Raw genomic sequence first — 18325 nt, 5'->3', positions numbered from 1 at the left:
TCACTTTTACGTCAAGTACCTAATGACGTAAAAGTGATGCTTCTTACAAGCAACCAGGCGACAAAAAAACGTTCAGCACCTATAAGTTAGAATACTGAACGTTTTGCTGTTTAATTAAACTGTTTCGCTTTCCATCACCGGAGTTTCTTTAAGAATAATATTTAAAACTAAGGTAACGATCGTTCCAGCTGAAATCCCAGATGAGAATAATCCACCAAGAATTCCTGGTAGCCCAGCGACAATTTCAGGTCTGAATGATACACCAAGGCCCACACCCAAACCAGCAGCGACAATGACCAAATTGCGGTTGTCAAAATTGACACGTGATAATGATTTAACACCAGAAGCAGCTACATTTCCAAACATCAATACTCCAGCTCCACCAAGTACAGCCATAGGCATAATTGAAACTAACGTCGCAAATTTAGGTAAAAAGCTCATCGCCATTAAAAGGACACCAGCTGTTATCGCTACTGAACGAGAAGCATTGCGAGTTAAGGGAATTAAACCAGCATTTTGGCTAAATGTAGCTACTGGACCTGATCCCATTGCAGGTCCGATAAATGAACCGACTCCATCTGCACGAACACCATTTGCAATGTCTTCATCCGTTAATTCTGTTTCTGTTACGGCTCCAATTGTTTGCATAACACCCACTGTTTCAATAACGGTTACTAGATAGCCTGAGATAAACGGAATAGCAAATTTCAAATCAAAATTGACACCATATTTGAACAATTGAGGCATAGCAAACCAGTTAGCTTGAGCAACTTGATTAAAATCAACCATTCCAAGCGGAATACACATGACATAACCAGCAACGATCCCAATCAGAACAGCTGCAGGTCCAATTTTGACACTGCCATAATGATTTAATAAAACAATCAATAAGAAGACAATTGTTGCAATTGCTAAATTAAGAGGTGATCCATAATTAGCGGCACCTACTCCACCAGCTACCCAATCAAATGCAACAGGCATCAACGTTAATCCCATCAGTGAAATAACGGTACCTGTTACGACTGGAGGAAAGAATTTCATTAACGGTTTGATAAAATAACTCAAGATGATTTCTAAAACGGCTCCCATCATCGTTCCACCAAAATAACCAGCAATGCCGCCACCCATTGTATTGATAACCGCATTTGCTGGACCAACAAATCCAAAATCGGTTCCCATAATCGTTGGAAGACCGGCTCCTACACGAAACCATTTTGGGCCAATTCCTTTAGATTGAATAATTGAAACAACACCCGAGCCTAACAATGCTGCACTAATCATATATGAAGTGTCCGCGACTCCAAACCCTGCCATACCTGAAATTACTAAAGGTACAGCTACGATTCCTCCAAAGGCTGTCAATATGTTTTGAAATCCTAAAAGGGTCATCAATACAAATCCTGGCTTATCGTCTACTTGATAAATAAGAGTGGATTCAGGTTTCGGTGTGACCTTCGCTTGTTTTCTTTCTCTTTTCGGCAATACGATTGTTCCTGCTGGACGTTTCATTCTCTCTTCCAAAATAACCCTCCTATTAAATACGAACATTAATTTTAATAACACATTTATATTTCGTTAATGATTAACACTTTTATAGTATAACTTCAAATAAGAGTTAAGTAAAGACCTAAAAACGAATTATTTTACCTTTATCCGGATTGTAATGTTCGTGTTTTCATCAAAAAAAAGAACCTCTCACATGAAGTGAAAAGTTCTTTTCAAGCTTACTATTTATTGTTCTTACTAAACGATTGGGAACCAACCCGGTCTACTTTCAATATACTCCCACATAGCGTCAGGCAAAGTAAGATCTTCCCGATATTCTGGTTTTATTTTTTTACGAATAGCCATTTCATTTCCTAGTTTTACTTTTTGGACCCAGTCTGGTTCAATCACTAATTCACGACCGATAGCCACAAGCGGTAATCCTAATTCCATTGCTGCTACAGCATCGTCTGGTGTGATGATCGATCCAACTCCTATAATCGGGAAATCCTTTCCGACTGATTCTTGGATACGTTGAACAACAGGTTTGGTTACTTTTGGATCACGAACTGAAGCTTGCGTCCATTCATTGGTTGAAACATGGATGTAATCCAGTCCTTGTTCTTTTAATTTAGCAATCAATTGTAAAGTATCTTCAATAGTGATGCCGGGCTCCTTTATTTCTTCTGGAGAAATGCGGTACCCAAAAATAAACGGTTTATCTGCATAGGTTTGGATTGCTTCTTTTGCAGCTTGAACGACCGCTAAAGGAAAGTTCATGCGTTTTTCAAGTGATCCACCCCACTGATCTTCTCGGCGATTGGAATGCGGAGAGAAGAATTGTTGAATCAGATAATTGTTTGCTCCATGCAATTCAATCCCATCAAATCCTGCTTGGATCGCGCGTCTTGTCGCTTGTCCAAAAGCATCAATCAATTCATGCACTTCTTTATCCGATAGTTCTCTGGGTACTTCTGCACCTTCAACATCAAGTGGCACAGCACTTGCACTGACTGGCTGTTCCCCTCTTAATGTCCTTTTTGATCCAAGTCGACCTACGTGAAAAATTTGCAAAATAGCTTTAGGACCTTCATTTTGAATCGTTTTTGCTAGTTTTGATAAACTATCGATTCGGTTGTCAGATGCAGCACTTAGTGAACCGGCGAAACGTCCGTTTTCCATTACTTGAGCACAGGAAGTCACGACAGCTCCAAGGCCAGCAACCCGTCTTTTATAGTACTCTTTTTCTTCAGTTGTAACCATTCCATTTTCGAAAGAGGAATTAGTCGTCATCGGTGCCATAACCAACCGATTATCCACTTTGACTCCTGATGCAAATGTAAAAGGCTGAAACAAGGGATTGTATTTTGAATTCATTCGTTTTCTCCTACTTCTTATTTATTTATTTTTAGTATATGTCTAACTATTCTTCTAATAATATAAGATTTTTCTTCTTTTTTCAATTTATCTTACTTATTAGAAGTAAATCATTCTCTCTAAACTTTTAGCCTTGATTTTGGTATACTGAACAAAAGACGTTATCTCATTGGAGGAATCACGATGAAACAAGAAAAATCATGTGGAGCTGTAATTGTTACAAAAGAAACAGAAGAACCTAAATTTTTATTGATCAAACACCATAATGGAGGACACTGGGCTTTTCCTAAAGGTCATGTAGAAGGCAATGAAACAGAAGAAGAAACAGCTTTAAGAGAAATTATGGAAGAAACACACCTAACAGTTGAACTGGACACTCAATTCAGACATGTTGTCCGTTATTCTCCTTATGAAGGCACCGTAAAAGATGTGATTTATTTTATGGCCTATACTTCTGAACAAGAAATCCATAAACAAGATGAAGAAGTTCTAGATAGCTCTTGGTCAAACTTTGAAGAAGCATTAGCTTTAGTTACTTATGAAAATGATCGAACGATTCTTCAAGCAGCCAAGGATTACTTAACTAAAAAGAACTAGTAGATGATAAATTAAAAAGAAGGTGTTGAGACACAAATCTCAACACCTTCTTTTTTTTAGTTTTTTTATTTGATCTCAATTTGTTTAGGTGTTGTGCCTTCAGGATCTTTCTTAGGCAATGTTACGGTTAAAACACCATTATCAAATGTTGCTGAGATTTTTTCTTCGTTGACGTTTTTCAATAAAAATTGGCGATTGAAAGATTTAGTTGAACGCTCTCTACGGATATAGTTGCCTTCTTCATCTTTTTCATCTTTACCGTCTTCTTGAGTTGCCCCAATTGACAATACATTGTCTTCATATTTTAACTGAATACTGTCTTTAGGCATACCTGGCAAATCAGCTTCTACAATATAAGCATTCTCTTCTTCTCGAATGTCTACATTAAAATTAGCCGTGTGTGCTAATAAATGGTCAAAAGGATCCTCGAAAAAGTTTTTGCCAAAATTCATGAAATCACGTCCTACTGGAAATAAATTACTCATAAATTTAACCCTCTTTCTAAAATTTTTTTAACCTCTTGAGCAAGTATTTCCTTTGCTCATGTATAATATAATAAAATTTAGCACTCTTGTCAACAGAGTGCTAAAAAATTTTTGAAGTTTTTTTTACTAGCTAGCCTACTAGTCATATTAGTATTCTCTTTCGCTATTGTTTGCTATACTAATTAAATAAAGACTGTACTGGAGGTAGGTATGATGTTTAATCTATTAGGAAAGATTTTATTGGTAGTGGGTATCATTATCATAGTATTTGGATACTTTGGTCCTGTAAGATCTGGTGATCCCATTATTGGAACCTTATTTATTATAATCGGTTTAGCCATCGCAGCATTAGCCTTTTTCTTAGGCAGAACCCAAACACCAAGAAGGTAGCTCATCCAACATCAAAAGAATGGCATTATTTCCCTGAAACCAAAAGGAAATAATGTCATTCTTTTTTATCTATTAATATAAAACAATTTTAAATAAGCTATTTAAGCTGTTAGAACTAGCAAAAGACGCCTTATTTCTCTTCTAAAACTCCCGTGTAATCTCACTTCTATCATTTCTAATCAATAATCATTCTCTTATACATTTTACTTTATAATTATTTATGAACAAATGTTGCAAAAAAAGCCCCACGTTTTCACAGGATTCTGGACTATTTTTTTAGAGAAACGTAGGCTCTATAACATTTGTTTAATTATCATATGACTTTTTTTAGTATGCAATATGTACGTTATAGTACAGATGTTCATTTACTCTGGTATTGAGAACGCATACGGAGTAAGCTTTACCCATGAAAGAAACAGCTGTGGGGAGTTGTTCTTTAACATACAATAAGAAAGAGGTCGGAAATAATGAAAAAATTATTAGCATCAGCACTATTGGCCGGATTAATGTTAGGAACAACAACTCAAGTTTTTGCAGCAACTGTTACAAATTTAACTCTAAATGGTGAAGCTACAAGTGATCCGAAAAAACAACTACCTACTACGATTGCAGTCGAAGGAGATAGTGATCCGTCAGACCAATCGAGCGCATTCAAACTTTCAAATGGAACTTCATTAGAAACTATTACAGTTGCAACAGATGCAGATAGTAAAGACAAATTCTCTGGATTATATACAGGTGCCGTTAACTTTACATTTGACTATGCAAATCCTGTTGACGCTGAAGTACCAGTAGCAGAATAATACTCGAATATTATTATCTAAAATCAATTACAGTGATTAGAGCCCCACGCTCTAATTTTAAATCAAAGGAGTTCCTATGAAAAAAGAGAACAGAACTAAAAATCCTATCGTTACATTTCTATTAAAAGGAATACTATTTATTGCTGTTGTGGCTGGAACCATAATAGCAATAAATTATTTTACAAATGACGAAGCAAAAGATAGCGTTGGTGACCTTTTAGGACTTGATCCTAATGCAACTAACGAACAAGCACAAGAAGAAAGTGTCGAAAGTGCAGCTGGGATTTCTATTCCAGGATTTGAAAAATTAGTTTTTCAAGCAGACAGTTTAACTCAAGATGTTGCTTTTGAAAATCCTGAACAAAACGACGTTTATTTTATCATTTATTTGACCATAAACGATGAAATTGTTTATGAATCTAAATTAATTGAGCCAGGAAAAGGCATTTATTCTATCGAATTACCTACTAGTTATGCGGCAGGAGAATATCCCGGCAAACTAACTTATGAAACAAGAAGTATGAGCGATTCGAATGAGCAAAAAAACGGAGCTGAAATTAACGTTCCGATTATTTTTGAATAAGTAAGATAGATTAATCTTAATGATTGATCTATCTTTTTTTGTGCAGTCAATTCTATTAGGTATATCTATCTAATCGGTTCAATTTGAGATAACTTAATCGCTTATTTGATCATAAAGCAGTTCAAATTACTTTACCTGTCGTAGTAAAAGAAGTATACTGTAATTACTACGATAGATGAAGTAAAAAAATGAGGTGATTAAGTGATATCAAGTGATGTCATGCGCGGGTTCAATAGTTTGATCCTATTATCTATTTTGATGAAAGAAGATTCTTATGGTTACAAAATTTCAAATACTATTAAAAAAATAACTCATGATAAATACGTCATGAAAGAAACCACTCTCTACTCTGCGTTTAACCGTTTAGAAAAAAGCGACCTTATTCAATCTTATTCAAGTACTGAAACCAATGGAAAACCTCGGACCTATTATAGAATTACTGATTTAGGCAGACAGACCTACCATGATAAAGTAACCGAATGGCTGGATACAAAAAAAGTGATCGATCAATTTATAAAGGAGGAATAATAACTATGGATACTATTAAAAACTATGTCGATTCAGTTTTCATTAATCTCCCGCGTACTTCTGAAATGCTGCAACTGAAAGAGGATATGCTCACCAATATGGAAGATAAATACCTTCAATTAAAGTCAGAAGGAAAAAGTGAAAATGAAGCTATTGGGACTGTCTTATCCGAGTTTGGGAATATTGATGAAATCATTGAGGAGTATAATTTAGACATTGATTCTGAAGAAGACAATGAGCAGAACGTTCCAATGTCAGAAGCTGAAGTGGAAGATTTTATGCAACATCGGACAAAATTTGGAATGGCGATTGCTACAGGTGTTGCACTTTGCATTCTCGCTCCTGCTATGATGCTTTTATTTCGAGAAGTTGCTCTATTGTTTTCTTTTACATCCCCTGTAGCTATGGAAAGAGTTGATTTGTTGTCCATCATTCCTCTTTTCTTCTTTATCGCAATCGCCGTTGGATTGTTCATTATTTTTGGTTTAAAAGAAGAACAATACAATCTTGATGGAAAAGTGGTCCTTCTTGATGCTCCTACACATATCAAATTAGATCATGAATTCAAGGAATTCAAACCTAGTTTTGCAAAAGCCATTGCTTCTGGCGTTATTCTTTGTATTCTAGCTCCTATTTCTTTATTGCTGGCCATTGTTCTTTTAGGCGAAGATAATGCTTGGTCTGTGATTTTTCTGTTAGGGTTTGTTGCTGTTGGTGTTTTCCTATTTGTTTTTTATGGTGTTTTGTATTCAACTTATGAAAAACTTCTTTCACTTGGTGATTACAGACCTGAAAAAGTTATCGCAGGCAAGTTGACGGATAAAATTGCCGGAGTTGTCTTTCCTTTAGTAACTGCTGTTTATCTATTTTTCGGCTTTTTATACGATGCTTGGGGAACAGCTTGGATCATTTTCCCAATAACTGGGATCCTTTTCGCCGCTTTCTCTTCCCTTTATCAAAGCCAAATCAAAATGAAACGAAAAAAATAAATATAGAGTATCCAAAGCTGCTACTTGTCTATAAGTAGTGGTTTTTTTTACTTTTAACTTTATCAAATTTCATTACTATTCTTACAAAAATAAGTCATCTTTTAGAAAACTATTGTTATGAAGAATCGCTACTTGTATACTTAAGATTACTGGAAACGCATCTAAAAAAAGACTGGAGTTTTAACTTATGTATAACACTAAAAAAAATACTCAAAAATGGCCAACAATTTTAATTTTGATCTCATTTGTATTAACTATCGCTTCTATTTTTATTCAAAGTCAATTTTCTTTGTTCACCTTCCCTATCTTTCTTGGTGTTCTCATTGTTGCTATCTTATTAAATACTTTATCAATTGCTTTATCTTTAAAAGCAAGAAATCAAATGTATACAATTATCTTATTTATTCTTAATTTGCTAATTATTGCTTTTCTAGCATTCACTCTCTATACTCTTTTAATGGCTTAAATCAATTAGGAACTCGTCTTCCAAAAATCTTCACATTTTCTTTTATTTAAGATCATAAAAAAGAACAAGATTACCGTTAATTTTTCATATTTAGCGTCTATACTAAAGACATACCAAACCTAAAACTTTTTCTTTTCTACTTATTTATCCCCATAAATAAGTAACCCCCTTTTTTAAGCCTTTGCTTTCATTAGCAAAGGCTTTTTTCATATAAGAGTAATTTTTTTACTCCACTCTTTCGTAAGAGACCGTTTGACGGAAGAATGGCGCCTTCTGAAAGCAAAAAAAACTCATTCTTACTTTTGATGAAAGTATCAAAAGTAAAAATAAGTTTTCTGCTGTGAATGGTGTTTATTTAGTTATTTCGCTGGTTAAAGCAATAATTGTATCCACTGTTTCATCTAAATAATGAATCGTATCTGATAATGGTTTATTTGTTGTAATATCCACGCCAGCAATTTTAGCAGCTTCAGCTGGACGATCTTGGTCTCCAAGAGCCAAGAATTCTAACCACTCATCTACTGCTGGTTGTCCCAATTCTTTGATGCGCAAGAACGCTTGAGTCGCAATCGTCAATCCTGCAGAATAAGTGTAAGAGTATAAACCCATGTAATAATGGCTTTGGCGCATCCAAGTTAATTCTGCTCCTGGATTGATCTCAACTGCATCTCCCCAGAATTTATTCAAAACAGAACGTTTGATTTCACTTAATTGAGCAGCATCAAAGCTTTTGCCTTCATCAATCAATTGGTAAACTTCACGTTGATAAGCAGCTTCCAATAAATGAGTAATAAAGTTATGGAAATACGTATTTGAGATCATGTTTGATAAAGCATAACGTTTTTCACGTGGGTTGTCGCTTTTACGTTTTAACGATTCTGTCAATAATAATTCGTTAAATGTAGAAGGTGCTTCAATCAAGTAAAGTGATGGCTCTGCACCTAAAATAGCATTGTTTTCGTTAGACATAATGCCTTGACCAGCATGTCCCAATTCATGGATAAATGTATAAACATCTGACAACTGGTTGTTCCAAGACATCAAAATATAAGGATGTTTGCCATAAGGAGATGTACAGAATCCGCCGGTTGATTTCCCTTTATTTTGGACGAAATCCACCCAACGTTCTGGATAAGCTTTCATGATTCGATCAACATACTCTTGACCTAAAACACTTACTGCATCAGCAACCAGTTCTTTTGATTTTTCTATCGTAACTTCTGATGAATAATCAGCATCTAAATCGATTTTCAAATCAGCGTAGGTCATTTTGTTCAGTCCATTGACTTCTTTAACATGTGTAATGTATTTTTGCATCACAGGTGCTAAATCAGTCATAATGCTATCAATTTGACGATTGTATAATGAACGATCAACTTCTTGATCATATAAAAGATAATCAATAACCGAATCAAATCCGCGCATCGTAGCAATTGTTTTTTCTTTTTGAACTTGTGTATAATAAGCAGCTGCCACAACGTTTTGATAGTTGCTCAATACAGCTGAAAATTTATCAAATGCCGCACGACGAATGGCTGTGTCCGCATGATACATATAATGTTCTTCATAGAGTACAAAACTTAGTGGGTACTCTTTTCCATCTACACTAAAGGTTCCAAAGTCCATATCTGCTAATCGTGCTTGTTCGTATATCGCTTCTGGAGCATTAAGGACGGGCGACAGTTGAGCAAATGCTTTTTCAACTTTAGGATCTAATTGAATCTTTTTGTCTTCTTTGATGTGACGAATAAATGAAGCAAATTGAGGTTCTTCTGTTTCTACTTGATCTAAGACAACTGTGTCAGCTGCTTTTAATTCTGAATCAAAGAAAGATAATTGAGCACTCACTTCTGCTAATACATTTTCTATTGAACGAGACCGTTGCGTATTTTCAGGATTTGTTAAATCAGTAGCCGTCGGTAAAAATGCATAATGATTTATCCAATCTGCGTTTTGTGTAATTTCACTGTATTCTTTTAAAGCTGTTTGGATCGTTTGAGCATCTGTTAAATTTCCTTCATAAGCTGTGCAGAATTGTTTAACTGCTGATTGCATATCGGCTACTGCCGTTTCGAAAGCTTCTTTAGTAGGATATAAGCCAGTAAGATCCCATGTTAATGCTTCAGGGACATCTGCTCTATTTTTCAATTCTTCTTGTGTCATTTTATCGCGCTCCTTCATCCATTCCATTTAGGTGGTTAGTCAAAATCTCTTCTTCTCTAGTATAGCACTAACTGATTTGCAGGTTGAAAACTTCTTTATCTCAGGCAAAAAAAACTCCATAAGAGATAAGCCTTTTTTTAAGTACCATAAGATTAAACTAATTTATTCTTGTGGTACGTACTCTGCCTTTGTATACCATAAAGATTTAAAAAAATACCTTTATGGTGTGTAAACTGCTTTTGAGTACCATAAGATTAAAAATAATCTATCCTTATGGTACACAAACCGACTTTATATACTTATTTTTTTGAATTTAATCGAGCGATTTCGATCACGACTTGAGCGGCTTGTTGCATACCTTCGAGCGAAACGAATTCATATTTGCCATGCAAATTCTCGGCACCTGTAAAAATGTTTGGTGTAGGCAAACCTTTATACGTAATAATACTGCCATCCGTTCCACCTCTAAATGGCTTCACATCAGGTTCAATACCGATTGAGCGGTAAGCCTCTAAAGCTAGCTCTACTATCGAAAAATCTTTTTCAATGATGTCGCGCATATTGTAGTATTGATCGTATAAATGTAATGCAATACGAGGGTGGTCAAATGATTGATTGAACTGATCAACTAATGCGGCAAACTGTTTCTTGCGTTTCTCAAAAGTAGCTTTATCGTGATCTCGAATGATATACGTTGCTTTTACTTCATCGATTGTTCCAACTTGGCTGGACAACATGTAAAAACCTTCATATCCTGCTGTTTTTTCTGGAACTTCTTCTTGCGGCAATGCCGTTGCAAATTGAGCCGCTACTAACAAGGCATTAACCATACTGTCTTTAGCTGATCCAGGGTGCACACTCGTTCCTTTAATCGTTAATTCAGCTTGAGCTGCATTAAATGTCTCGTATTCAAATTTTCCAACTACACCACTATCTAGTGTATACGCAAAATCGGCTTGAAAATGGTCGACATCAAATAATAACGCTCCGCGCCCGATTTCTTCATCTGGGCCAAAAGCTACTCGTATTTTTCCGTGTGGAAGTTCTGGATGTTGAATCAATTCTTCCATTGCGGTAACAATCGAAGCCATCCCCGCCTTATCATCTGCTCCCAGCAATGTTGTGCCATCTGTCGTGACCAAGGTTTTGCCAATATAATTTACTAGTTGAGGAAATTCAGTCGTCGTCATCACAATTTCAAGATCTTCATTAAGTAAAATATCTTTCCCATCATAATTCTTGTGTATTTGAGGTTGAATATTTTCCGCATTAAAATCAGCTGTATCAATATGAGCGATAAATCCGATTACCGGAACATCAACCGTTAAATTGCTCGGCAATGTCGCTGTTACAAATCCATTAGCTTCATTATATTCGACTTCTTCCATTCCTATTTCTTTTAATTCTTCAGCTAACGTCAACGCAAATTCAACTTGCGTATAAGTAGTTGGTACGGTCTGACTGTTCATGTCAGACCGTGTATTGACTTTGGCATAGTTTACAAATCGTTCAAGTAAGTGTTCATCCATTTTTTCATTCTCCTATTCTTCAACATAAGCATTGCGGTAATCATAACGAGAACTGACGGAATGAACTTCAACGCCTTTCAGTTTTGGATTACGTAAATGTACTTCAGCAGTGTGGTACAAAGGGATAAAGCCCTTTTCTTTTAGCATGATAGCTTGAGCGTCAAGCATATCTTTCCATCGTGCTTCTATATCGTTTGCATTGATCGTTTCTGCATCATTTAATAATTGATCTACTTTTTCATTTTTGTAAGGTCCATTATTGAATGTTGTCTCGCTATTCATGATGTCTAGCAAGTTGATAGCATCTGGTAAAATTGCTCCCCAGCCCCCTAGAATTATATCAAAATCACCTGATTGACCTTTTTCGATTCGATTATTTTTGGGTACATTTGTCAGATTGATTGTTAGTCCGTCAAAATTATTTTGCAATTCACCTTGAACATATTGGCCTACTAACTTACTGGTTTCATCATCATCTGCCAGCAAGGCCAATTCAATCGTATCGACGCCTAATTCTTCTTTTGCTTCTTCATATAGTTGTTTCGCTTTTTCTGTGTCATACGTCAAGAAATCCCCTGCATCATCAGCAAAGTCGTTCCCAGTAACGGGATTCGTTACAAAGTCATGTGGAACCAATGCTTTAGCTGGAAGTGATCCGTTTCCTAAAATGGTATTAGCTAGTTCTTCACGATTTAGAACTAATGAAAAGGCCTCTCTCAATTTTTCATTAGAAATCGTCGGTACATCTGTATAATTAAATTGCAGAAAATTTGTACGAGCTTCGGGCTCTACTACATAAGCCTCATGATCTACATATTGTTTTGCGATTTCTCCTGAAAGAATAGCATCATCTAATCCCCCTGATTCAAATAAGTTGAGTGCTGTTGAAACTTCCTTGATCACTTGAACATCAATGCTCTCTAATGCCACATTTTCTGCATCCCAATAGTCTGAATTTTTTTCATAGCTCCAAGCTTGGTTCGTTCCATCCCATCCGGTTAAAATAAATGGTCCGTTTGATAAAGTAGTATCACTACTTGTTCCATAATTTGAGCCCATTTCCTCTACAAACGTTTGATTTTGTGGAAAAAACGGCATAAAGGCCATTTCACCTAAGAAATAAGACACCGGTACATTCAATTCTACTTTTAATTCATAATCGTCAACAGCTTCTATACCGAGTTCTTCAGGTTTCATCTCACCATTGATGATTTCTTCTGCATTTACAACAGAAGTAAACATATACGAATAAGGAGCAGCCTTTTCAGGATTGACCGCTTGTCTCCAAGCATAAACAAAATCATGTGCTGTGACGGGGTCGCCATTTGACCATTTTGCATCTTCCCTAAGTTTGAAGGTATAAGTTAATCCATCTTCTGAAATATTCGTCTCTTCAGCTAATGCTGGAACCGGCTGATTGTCCTCATCTAGTCGATACAAACCTTCTAAGTATTGGTTCATAGCTGTATTTGTTCCAATATCAGATACCAGCAATGTATCTCCTGTGGATAACTCATTTAATACTCCTACAGAAATTGTTTGATCTGATGCATGATTCTTTCCTTCATTAGATCCTTCTGCGTTTGTTGATTTTGTATCACCATTAGATCCACCACATGCTGCAAGTACAGCAGCTATTAGTGCCAGCCCTATAGATAATGATGCGCCTTGTTTGTTTATTTCCATGACCCTACCCCCAAAAATTAAAGTATTATTATTCTAACACAAAACTATTCTAATTTTAATCTTTTACTCATTTCACATTCGTTTTTTTTAATAATAACTAAATAAGGCCTGTCAATGGTGTATATTCTTCCAGATTCTATTTTCTTTAAAAATAGAATCCATCCCTATATAGCAATCGACTTGTTTGGGTGGTATACTGCTAATTGCGTTAAAATTCAGTTGAAAGAAATTCCTTTTATTTTTTCAACATTCAAAAAGGAGATTAGCCAATTGAAAGACAGCCTATCTACGGAACAACAACGTGTCCATGCCGTTGTCAAAAAAATCCAAACAGAATTAGAAGAACTCAAAGAAACAGTTGCACAAGACAGTGCTGAACAAAAAAGACGGTTAAAAGAATCCGGTGAGATTAAAATCAATCAAGGTTCAAGTGAAAGTATGTGGGAATCAGCCGGGGAATTACGTGCAGTGGAACAAGATTTATTGATCCGCAGCAAAACATTAGCAAAAAATCAAAACCGTGTTATTGCTTTAGAAAAAATGGTAGATGATCCTTATTTTGGTCGTATTGATTATGAAGACGAATACGGTCAAGAAACAATTTACATTGGTATAAGCTCTGTATTTGATGAATACGATAATTTAGTCGTTGATTGGCGATCACCTATCGCTTCACTTTATTACGAAGGAAATGTAGGGGATACGATCCCATTGACTATTAGAGAGCAACGACTATCTCTTTCAATCGAGTTGAAACGACAATTTTTGATTCGCCAAGCTAAGATCATTCAAATGTTGGATACAGATAATGTTATGGGTGACCCTTATTTATTGGAAGTTTTAGAAGACCGCTCTTCTTACCAAATGGGAGCCGTCGTTTCAACGTTGCAAAAAGAGCAAAATCAAATTATTCGAGATACTTCCGCTAAAGTAACTTTAATCGAAGGCGTAGCAGGATCTGGAAAAACAGTTGTGTTGATGCAAAAAATTGCTTATCTACTCTATACGTTCAGAGACCAATTAAAAGCTTCTGAAATTATTCTATTTTCACCAAATAAAATTTTCCAAACGTATATTTCTCAAGTATTACCTGAATTAGGTGAACTGAACGTGACGAGCCATACTTTCCCAGAATTTATGAAATCGCGAGTGCCAAAATTCAATCTCATTACGAACCAAGACGAAAAATTGTCGGACATCACATTATTGAAAGGCAGTTTGCAATTTTCTGCTGCTTTGAAACGCTATACTAATCGATTAAAAACGAATTATATACGCTTTTCTTCGATCTCTTTTCAAGGTGAGATCATCATCTCTAAAGAAGAAATCAAAGAATTATTTTACAGTATCGAAAGCAAAGGGACTTTAGCCAGCAAATTAGGATTGCTCCAAAGAATGCTTACTCAAAAAGCAGAACAGTTAAAAGGGTCTCAACGAACGGCTAAATGGGTAGAAGATGTACTGCTTTCAATGTCAGACGCTGAATTACGTCAACATGAAAGTGATGCGAAAGATGAACAAAAAGCTGAAGAAACGTTGATCGATTCGATTTTAGAGACTGCTTATGCTCCAGTGATTAAGAGAATAAAAAGATTGGCTTTTATTCGTTACCAACATCAATATATTCATTTCTTAAAAGCTATTCCAAAATTGATTTCACTAGAAGACTTTTCGATCACTGAAGAGATCTGGACTGAACACATCCAACAAGTCTTGACGAATATGGCACACAAAAAATTAGCCTTGGAAGATATGGATGCCTTTTACAGCTTATTCCAATTAATGAATGGTCCAATCAGTACAACTAAATTCAAATACATTTGTCTTGATGAGGTACAAGATTTCTCTCCATTCCAATTGCAAATGCTAAAAGACTTCTATCCAACAGCCCATTTTGTGATGAGTGGCGATTTAAATCAAAATATTTTGATGAAAAGAGTCTCTTTTAATGATTTAGAGACCATTTTTAGTGAAAGTTCTTTCCAACGCTACCAGTTGTTGACCAGTTACCGTTCTACAAATGAAATTATTCGATTCTCAAATCATTTCTTAGGAGAAAAACCGGCTGTAGAAACGACTTTTCGTGAAGGAAAAAAAACAGAAGTGATTGTAGCCAATGAGTCCATTCCTTATATGGATTATGTACAGAAAAAAGTTGCTGGAAGTAAAAAAGCTAGTACTCGTGTAGCTTTTATTACTAAAAATTATGCAGAAGCGGAACGTTTTTATCAAGAACTGACCAATGCTGGTATTGAAAGCAACTTAGTCTTAAAAGATACAGATAATAGCCATTATCCCGTTATTGTCATTCCTGTACAGTTAGCTAAAGGGTTGGAATTTGATGTTGTTTTTGCTCTTTTCCACTATTCGACTCACTCTTCTTCTAACGATCTATCTACTGCTTATACCATTTGTAGTAGAGCAATGCATGAGCTGTATTTCTTGGCATCTAGCATTGAAGATCCTTTTGTACAAAGAGTCGAACCAACTGATTACCACTTAGTAGAATTAAATTAAACCTAAAAGGAAGATAAAAAGCAGCAGCTTTTTATCTTCCTTTTCATTTTTCTAATTAGTTTAAATCAACCGAGATAACTTCAGTATCTTTTGTGCCTCGAAGCGTTACTGTATCAGGTTGAATTTTTAAAATAACAATATTAGGATCATCTTTTCCATCAAAAATAAGATTCATGTATGGGCTCCACAAATGCTCGATCAGCGATTGATCCTCCGTAATCGTAACTTGTCCCGCAATTTCAACGTATTTATTATTCAGCAGTCCTGTATCGTATCCTAATAAAATAAACGCATTAGGGTTTTCTTCTAAATCTTCTACTTTGTCTGTTCGTTTATCGGTTAACGTGTAAAGAATAAAACCTTCATTAAAAAAAGTCATGTAACGAGATACGGGTTTATTACCTGAGATAGTCGACAGAGTTCCTATATTATTCTTTTCAATAATTTTTAAAGCTTTTTCGCGTTCATCAGCCATAATTGCATCCCTCCATTTTTCATTTATTATGTCATAACCTGAGTTCTTATTCAAAGAATACGCTTTCTTAAATTAAGAATCCATATCCTTTTACACTATTTTTTACATATGTCATACTATGGATAACTTTCATTTGAACTAAGTTTCTATATTGTTGCCTAAACTATTCTGAACTACAATGAGGAGGAATTAAGATGGATCTAGCAAACTACCGTATTACTCCAAACCAGACACCAATAAAGTTATCTGATTATCCTACTAGTGACAACAAACACTTTAACGAAGAAGAGTTGAAAGAAAAATTGATTCCTGAGAGCATAAAAAAATTACAAGAGTTGCATTTAAAACTTCATGCGGAAGAACAAAAAGGCATTATGGTCGTTCTGCAAGCGATCGATGCCGGTGGGAAAGATGAAGCCATCAGTTTTATTTTTTCGAACTTAACAGCTCAAGGTTTAAAAACGACTTCTGTAAAAAAGCCTTCTGAAACTGAGGTAAAACACGATTACCTTTGGAGGATTCACGAAGGAAAACCTGCCAGAGGAGAAATCAGTATTTTAAATCGATCTTATTATGAAGAAGTGATCGCCCCGCGTATTCATGATGTATTGGATCAGGATCCTCTTCCAGACCATTTGATTGATGACGATATTTGGGTAACTCGTTTTCGTCAATTAAATGATTTTGAACGTTACATGACAGAAAATGGATTTCCGGTCATTAAGTTTTTCTTTCATGTTTCGAAAGATGTCCAAAAAGAACGATTACTTGAACGAATGAAAGATCCCAAGAAAAATTGGGAGTTTTCTTTTAGTGACATTGAAGAACGAAAACATTGGGACACGTACCAAGAAGTTTTCGAAGATATGCTGACGCATACTTCGACAGAATATGCGCCTTGGTATATCCTTCCCGCTGATGACGATTGGTATGCACGCTACATTATTTCTGAAGCTATGATAGATGTGTTGGAAAACCTTGATCCACAATTTCCGGAAATTTCTGGCGAAGACCAAAAAGAACTTGATGAAAGTATCGAAATGCTTGAAAAAGAATAGCCAAATGGTCTTAGTACTTCAACTAACGTTTATTCTGGAATAGACGGATTTACTTGTAAAACCTACTTCTCCTGAAATGTCGGGTCTTTAATTGAACTCAGTAACCCGCACTAAAAAGTATAGTCTCTGGATTGCAGCCAAGTCCCATTGGCTGCTTTTTTGATTCGTATGCTACACTAACTTTCAAAAACAATGTGGCACAGTACAACTTAAAATTAGAATTGAGACACAAAGAAGAATGACAGATGACTTTTTCGGTCACCGAATGAAATTTTTAGTATGGCACAACAAACCTGAAGCGATGATCACCGATGCAGAAAAAGCCAGTATTGAATAAACTACTTTGTTAAAATTGTTTTTAAAAATTAGTACAAGCAGATTTTACTTAAAGATTCTTTGCTATTTTGTAAAAAAAAGCAATAATCCAAAAAGGACTTTACTGAATTTTGTATTCTCCAGTAAAGCCCTTGTTTATATTCATTATTATTCAGACTCGGAAATAACGGTAAAACGTTCATTTTTATGTGTTGCTTGTTCAATTTCATCTACAATAGCAATCGCAAAGTCTGCATAACTGATGTAACTTTGATTTTTTGAATTTACTATAACTTGATCGGTTCCAACTTGATAGGAACCCGTACGTTTTCCTGTTGCATCAAAGTCTAAAGCGGGACTGACAAATGTCCATGTTATCTCATCAGTTTCTTCTAAATCTTCTAAGTTTTTAGCTTGATTAATAGCTGTCGGTTGAAAAAAAGTGGGCAGATCTGGTGTATCCATTACTCGAATAGTTCGATCTTCATTTACAAACAAGCTGCCTGCTCCACCTACAACGATCAATCTTGTATCAGAGGCTTCTTTTAGTGCTTCAATTAAAATTTTACCAAATTGAACATGCTTAACCGCTTGTTCTTGTTCCATACCCGTACCAAATGCATTAATTACTACGTCATAATTCTTTATATCCTTTGCAGTTAATGTAAACAAATCTTTTTCGACTACTCTTAAATCTTTATCTTTTACTTTTTCCGCATTTCTTACGATTGCCGTAACTTGGTGCCCTCTATCTTTTGCTTCTTTTGCAATTAAACTTCCTGCTCTTCCACTTGCTGCAATAACGGCAACTTTCACTGTCTTATCCCCCTTTAGTTTAGTTACTTCTCTTTCTAATAGATTAACATATGGCTCCATTCA

The 18325-nt window shown here is 35.5% G+C and carries 17 protein-coding genes; 9 read left to right on the top strand and 8 right to left on the bottom strand.

Annotated features, from left to right (window positions below; all coding sequences use genetic code 11):
- Positions 1–114: 114 nt before the first annotated feature.
- Together NST49_RS05125 and NST49_RS05120 are read right to left on the bottom strand one after the other, a co-directional pair.
- Complete coding sequence (locus NST49_RS05125) at positions 115–1521, bottom strand: uracil-xanthine permease family protein (RefSeq protein WP_156098854.1); 1407 nt, start codon at positions 1519–1521, stop codon at positions 115–117.
- 222 nt (positions 1522–1743) lie between these two features.
- Complete coding sequence (locus tag NST49_RS05120) at positions 1744–2862, bottom strand: NADH-dependent flavin oxidoreductase (RefSeq protein WP_341047380.1); 1119 nt, start codon at positions 2860–2862, stop codon at positions 1744–1746.
- Positions 2863–3045: 183 nt separating this feature from the next.
- Between NST49_RS05120 and NST49_RS05115 the strand changes: the two genes are divergently transcribed.
- Positions 3046–3459 carry a bis(5'-nucleosyl)-tetraphosphatase gene (locus NST49_RS05115; protein WP_023179074.1) on the top strand — a complete coding sequence of 138 codons (414 nt, stop codon included), beginning with the start codon at positions 3046–3048 and terminating at the stop codon, positions 3457–3459.
- Between the two features lie 65 nt (positions 3460–3524).
- Here the strand turns inward: NST49_RS05115 and NST49_RS05110 are convergent, their stop codons facing one another.
- Positions 3525–3944, bottom strand: a complete 420-nt coding sequence (locus NST49_RS05110; RefSeq protein ID WP_341047378.1) for an Hsp20/alpha crystallin family protein — start codon at positions 3942–3944, stop codon at positions 3525–3527.
- Positions 3945–4154: 210 nt separating this feature from the next.
- Between NST49_RS05110 and NST49_RS05105 the strand changes: the two genes are divergently transcribed.
- The 6 genes from NST49_RS05105 to NST49_RS05080 all read left to right on the top strand — a co-directional run bounded on the left by NST49_RS05105 (position 4155) and on the right by NST49_RS05080 (position 7703).
- Complete coding sequence (locus NST49_RS05105; protein ID WP_187948573.1) at positions 4155–4334, top strand: hypothetical protein; 180 nt, start codon at positions 4155–4157, stop codon at positions 4332–4334.
- 467 nt (positions 4335–4801) lie between these two features.
- The gene (locus NST49_RS05100; protein WP_187948485.1) at positions 4802–5137 is read left to right on the top strand and encodes a hypothetical protein; all 336 of its coding nucleotides are present in this window, start codon (positions 4802–4804) and stop codon (positions 5135–5137) included.
- 76 nt (positions 5138–5213) lie between these two features.
- Positions 5214–5720 carry a hypothetical protein gene (locus NST49_RS05095; protein ID WP_341047377.1) on the top strand — a complete coding sequence of 169 codons (507 nt, stop codon included), beginning with the start codon at positions 5214–5216 and terminating at the stop codon, positions 5718–5720.
- A 201-nt stretch (positions 5721–5921) separates the two neighbouring features.
- Positions 5922–6248, top strand: coding sequence for a PadR family transcriptional regulator (locus tag NST49_RS05090; protein WP_341047376.1), 327 nt, complete (start codon positions 5922–5924; stop codon positions 6246–6248).
- 5 nt (positions 6249–6253) lie between these two features.
- Entirely contained in the window at positions 6254–7237 is a 984-nt protein-coding gene (locus NST49_RS05085) for a permease prefix domain 1-containing protein (protein ID WP_341047375.1), read from the top strand.
- A 187-nt stretch (positions 7238–7424) separates the two neighbouring features.
- Positions 7425–7703: a hypothetical protein gene (locus NST49_RS05080; protein ID WP_034537522.1), complete on the top strand. Its 279-nt coding sequence runs from the start codon at positions 7425–7427 to the stop codon at positions 7701–7703.
- A gap of 351 nt (positions 7704–8054) precedes the next feature.
- Here NST49_RS05080 and pepF read toward each other — a convergent pair whose 3' ends face one another.
- The 3 genes from pepF to NST49_RS05065 all read right to left on the bottom strand — a co-directional run bounded on the left by pepF (position 8055) and on the right by NST49_RS05065 (position 13081).
- The gene (gene pepF, locus NST49_RS05075; RefSeq protein WP_341047373.1) at positions 8055–9866 is read right to left on the bottom strand and encodes an oligoendopeptidase F; all 1812 of its coding nucleotides are present in this window, start codon (positions 9864–9866) and stop codon (positions 8055–8057) included.
- Between the two features lie 299 nt (positions 9867–10165).
- Positions 10166–11395 carry a peptidase T gene (gene pepT / locus NST49_RS05070; protein WP_023179088.1) on the bottom strand — a complete coding sequence of 410 codons (1230 nt, stop codon included), beginning with the start codon at positions 11393–11395 and terminating at the stop codon, positions 10166–10168.
- A 12-nt stretch (positions 11396–11407) separates the two neighbouring features.
- Positions 11408–13081 carry a peptide ABC transporter substrate-binding protein gene (locus NST49_RS05065; RefSeq protein ID WP_341047369.1) on the bottom strand — a complete coding sequence of 558 codons (1674 nt, stop codon included), beginning with the start codon at positions 13079–13081 and terminating at the stop codon, positions 11408–11410.
- Between the two features lie 114 nt (positions 13082–13195).
- Here NST49_RS05065 and helD point away from each other — a divergent pair, with 114 nt between their 5' ends.
- Positions 13196–15598, top strand: coding sequence for an RNA polymerase recycling motor HelD (gene helD, locus NST49_RS05060; protein ID WP_341047367.1), 2403 nt, complete (start codon positions 13196–13198; stop codon positions 15596–15598).
- Positions 15599–15653: 55 nt separating this feature from the next.
- Here helD and NST49_RS05055 read toward each other — a convergent pair whose 3' ends face one another.
- Positions 15654–16073 carry a pyridoxamine 5'-phosphate oxidase family protein gene (locus NST49_RS05055; protein WP_034537528.1) on the bottom strand — a complete coding sequence of 140 codons (420 nt, stop codon included), beginning with the start codon at positions 16071–16073 and terminating at the stop codon, positions 15654–15656.
- Positions 16074–16267: 194 nt separating this feature from the next.
- On the opposite strand from NST49_RS05055, the gene NST49_RS05050 reads away from it, so the two are divergent.
- Entirely contained in the window at positions 16268–17131 is an 864-nt protein-coding gene (locus tag NST49_RS05050) for a PPK2 family polyphosphate kinase (RefSeq protein ID WP_341047366.1), read from the top strand.
- Positions 17132–17614: 483 nt separating this feature from the next.
- Here NST49_RS05050 and NST49_RS05045 read toward each other — a convergent pair whose 3' ends face one another.
- On the bottom strand, positions 17615–18262 hold the full coding sequence (locus tag NST49_RS05045; protein ID WP_034537529.1) for an NAD(P)-dependent oxidoreductase: 648 nt from the start codon (positions 18260–18262) through the stop codon (positions 17615–17617).
- Positions 18263–18325: the final 63 nt, after the last annotated feature.

The organism is Carnobacterium sp. FSL W8-0810, from assembly GCF_038007125.1.
Taxonomy (GTDB): Bacteria; Bacillota; Bacilli; order Lactobacillales; family Carnobacteriaceae; genus Carnobacterium_B; species Carnobacterium_B inhibens.
This window is presented reverse-complemented; position numbering and strand designations above follow the sequence as displayed.

Bases quoted from the DNA above. Each gene is read 5' to 3' on its own strand.
- NST49_RS05120 (WP_341047380.1), bottom strand. From the start codon at position 2,862: ATGAATTCAAAATACAATCCCTTGTTTCAGCCTTTTACATTTGCATCA.
- NST49_RS05115 (WP_023179074.1), top strand. From the start codon at position 3,046: ATGAAACAAGAAAAATCATGTGGAGCTGTAATTGTTACAAAAGAAACA.
- NST49_RS05110 (WP_341047378.1), bottom strand. From the start codon at position 3,944: ATGAGTAATTTATTTCCAGTAGGACGTGATTTCATGAATTTTGGCAAA.
- NST49_RS05105 (WP_187948573.1), top strand. From the start codon at position 4,155: ATGATGTTTAATCTATTAGGAAAGATTTTATTGGTAGTGGGTATCATT.
- NST49_RS05100 (WP_187948485.1), top strand. From the start codon at position 4,802: ATGAAAAAATTATTAGCATCAGCACTATTGGCCGGATTAATGTTAGGA.
- NST49_RS05095 (WP_341047377.1), top strand. From the start codon at position 5,214: ATGAAAAAAGAGAACAGAACTAAAAATCCTATCGTTACATTTCTATTA.
- NST49_RS05085 (WP_341047375.1), top strand. From the start codon at position 6,254: ATGGATACTATTAAAAACTATGTCGATTCAGTTTTCATTAATCTCCCG.
- NST49_RS05080 (WP_034537522.1), top strand. From the start codon at position 7,425: ATGTATAACACTAAAAAAAATACTCAAAAATGGCCAACAATTTTAATT.
- pepF (WP_341047373.1), bottom strand. From the start codon at position 9,866: ATGACACAAGAAGAATTGAAAAATAGAGCAGATGTCCCTGAAGCATTA.
- pepT (WP_023179088.1), bottom strand. From the start codon at position 11,395: ATGGATGAACACTTACTTGAACGATTTGTAAACTATGCCAAAGTCAAT.
- NST49_RS05065 (WP_341047369.1), bottom strand. From the start codon at position 13,081: ATGGAAATAAACAAACAAGGCGCATCATTATCTATAGGGCTGGCACTA.
- helD (WP_341047367.1), top strand. From the start codon at position 13,196: ATGGTGTATATTCTTCCAGATTCTATTTTCTTTAAAAATAGAATCCAT.
- NST49_RS05055 (WP_034537528.1), bottom strand. From the start codon at position 16,073: ATGGCTGATGAACGCGAAAAAGCTTTAAAAATTATTGAAAAGAATAAT.
- NST49_RS05050 (WP_341047366.1), top strand. From the start codon at position 16,268: ATGGATCTAGCAAACTACCGTATTACTCCAAACCAGACACCAATAAAG.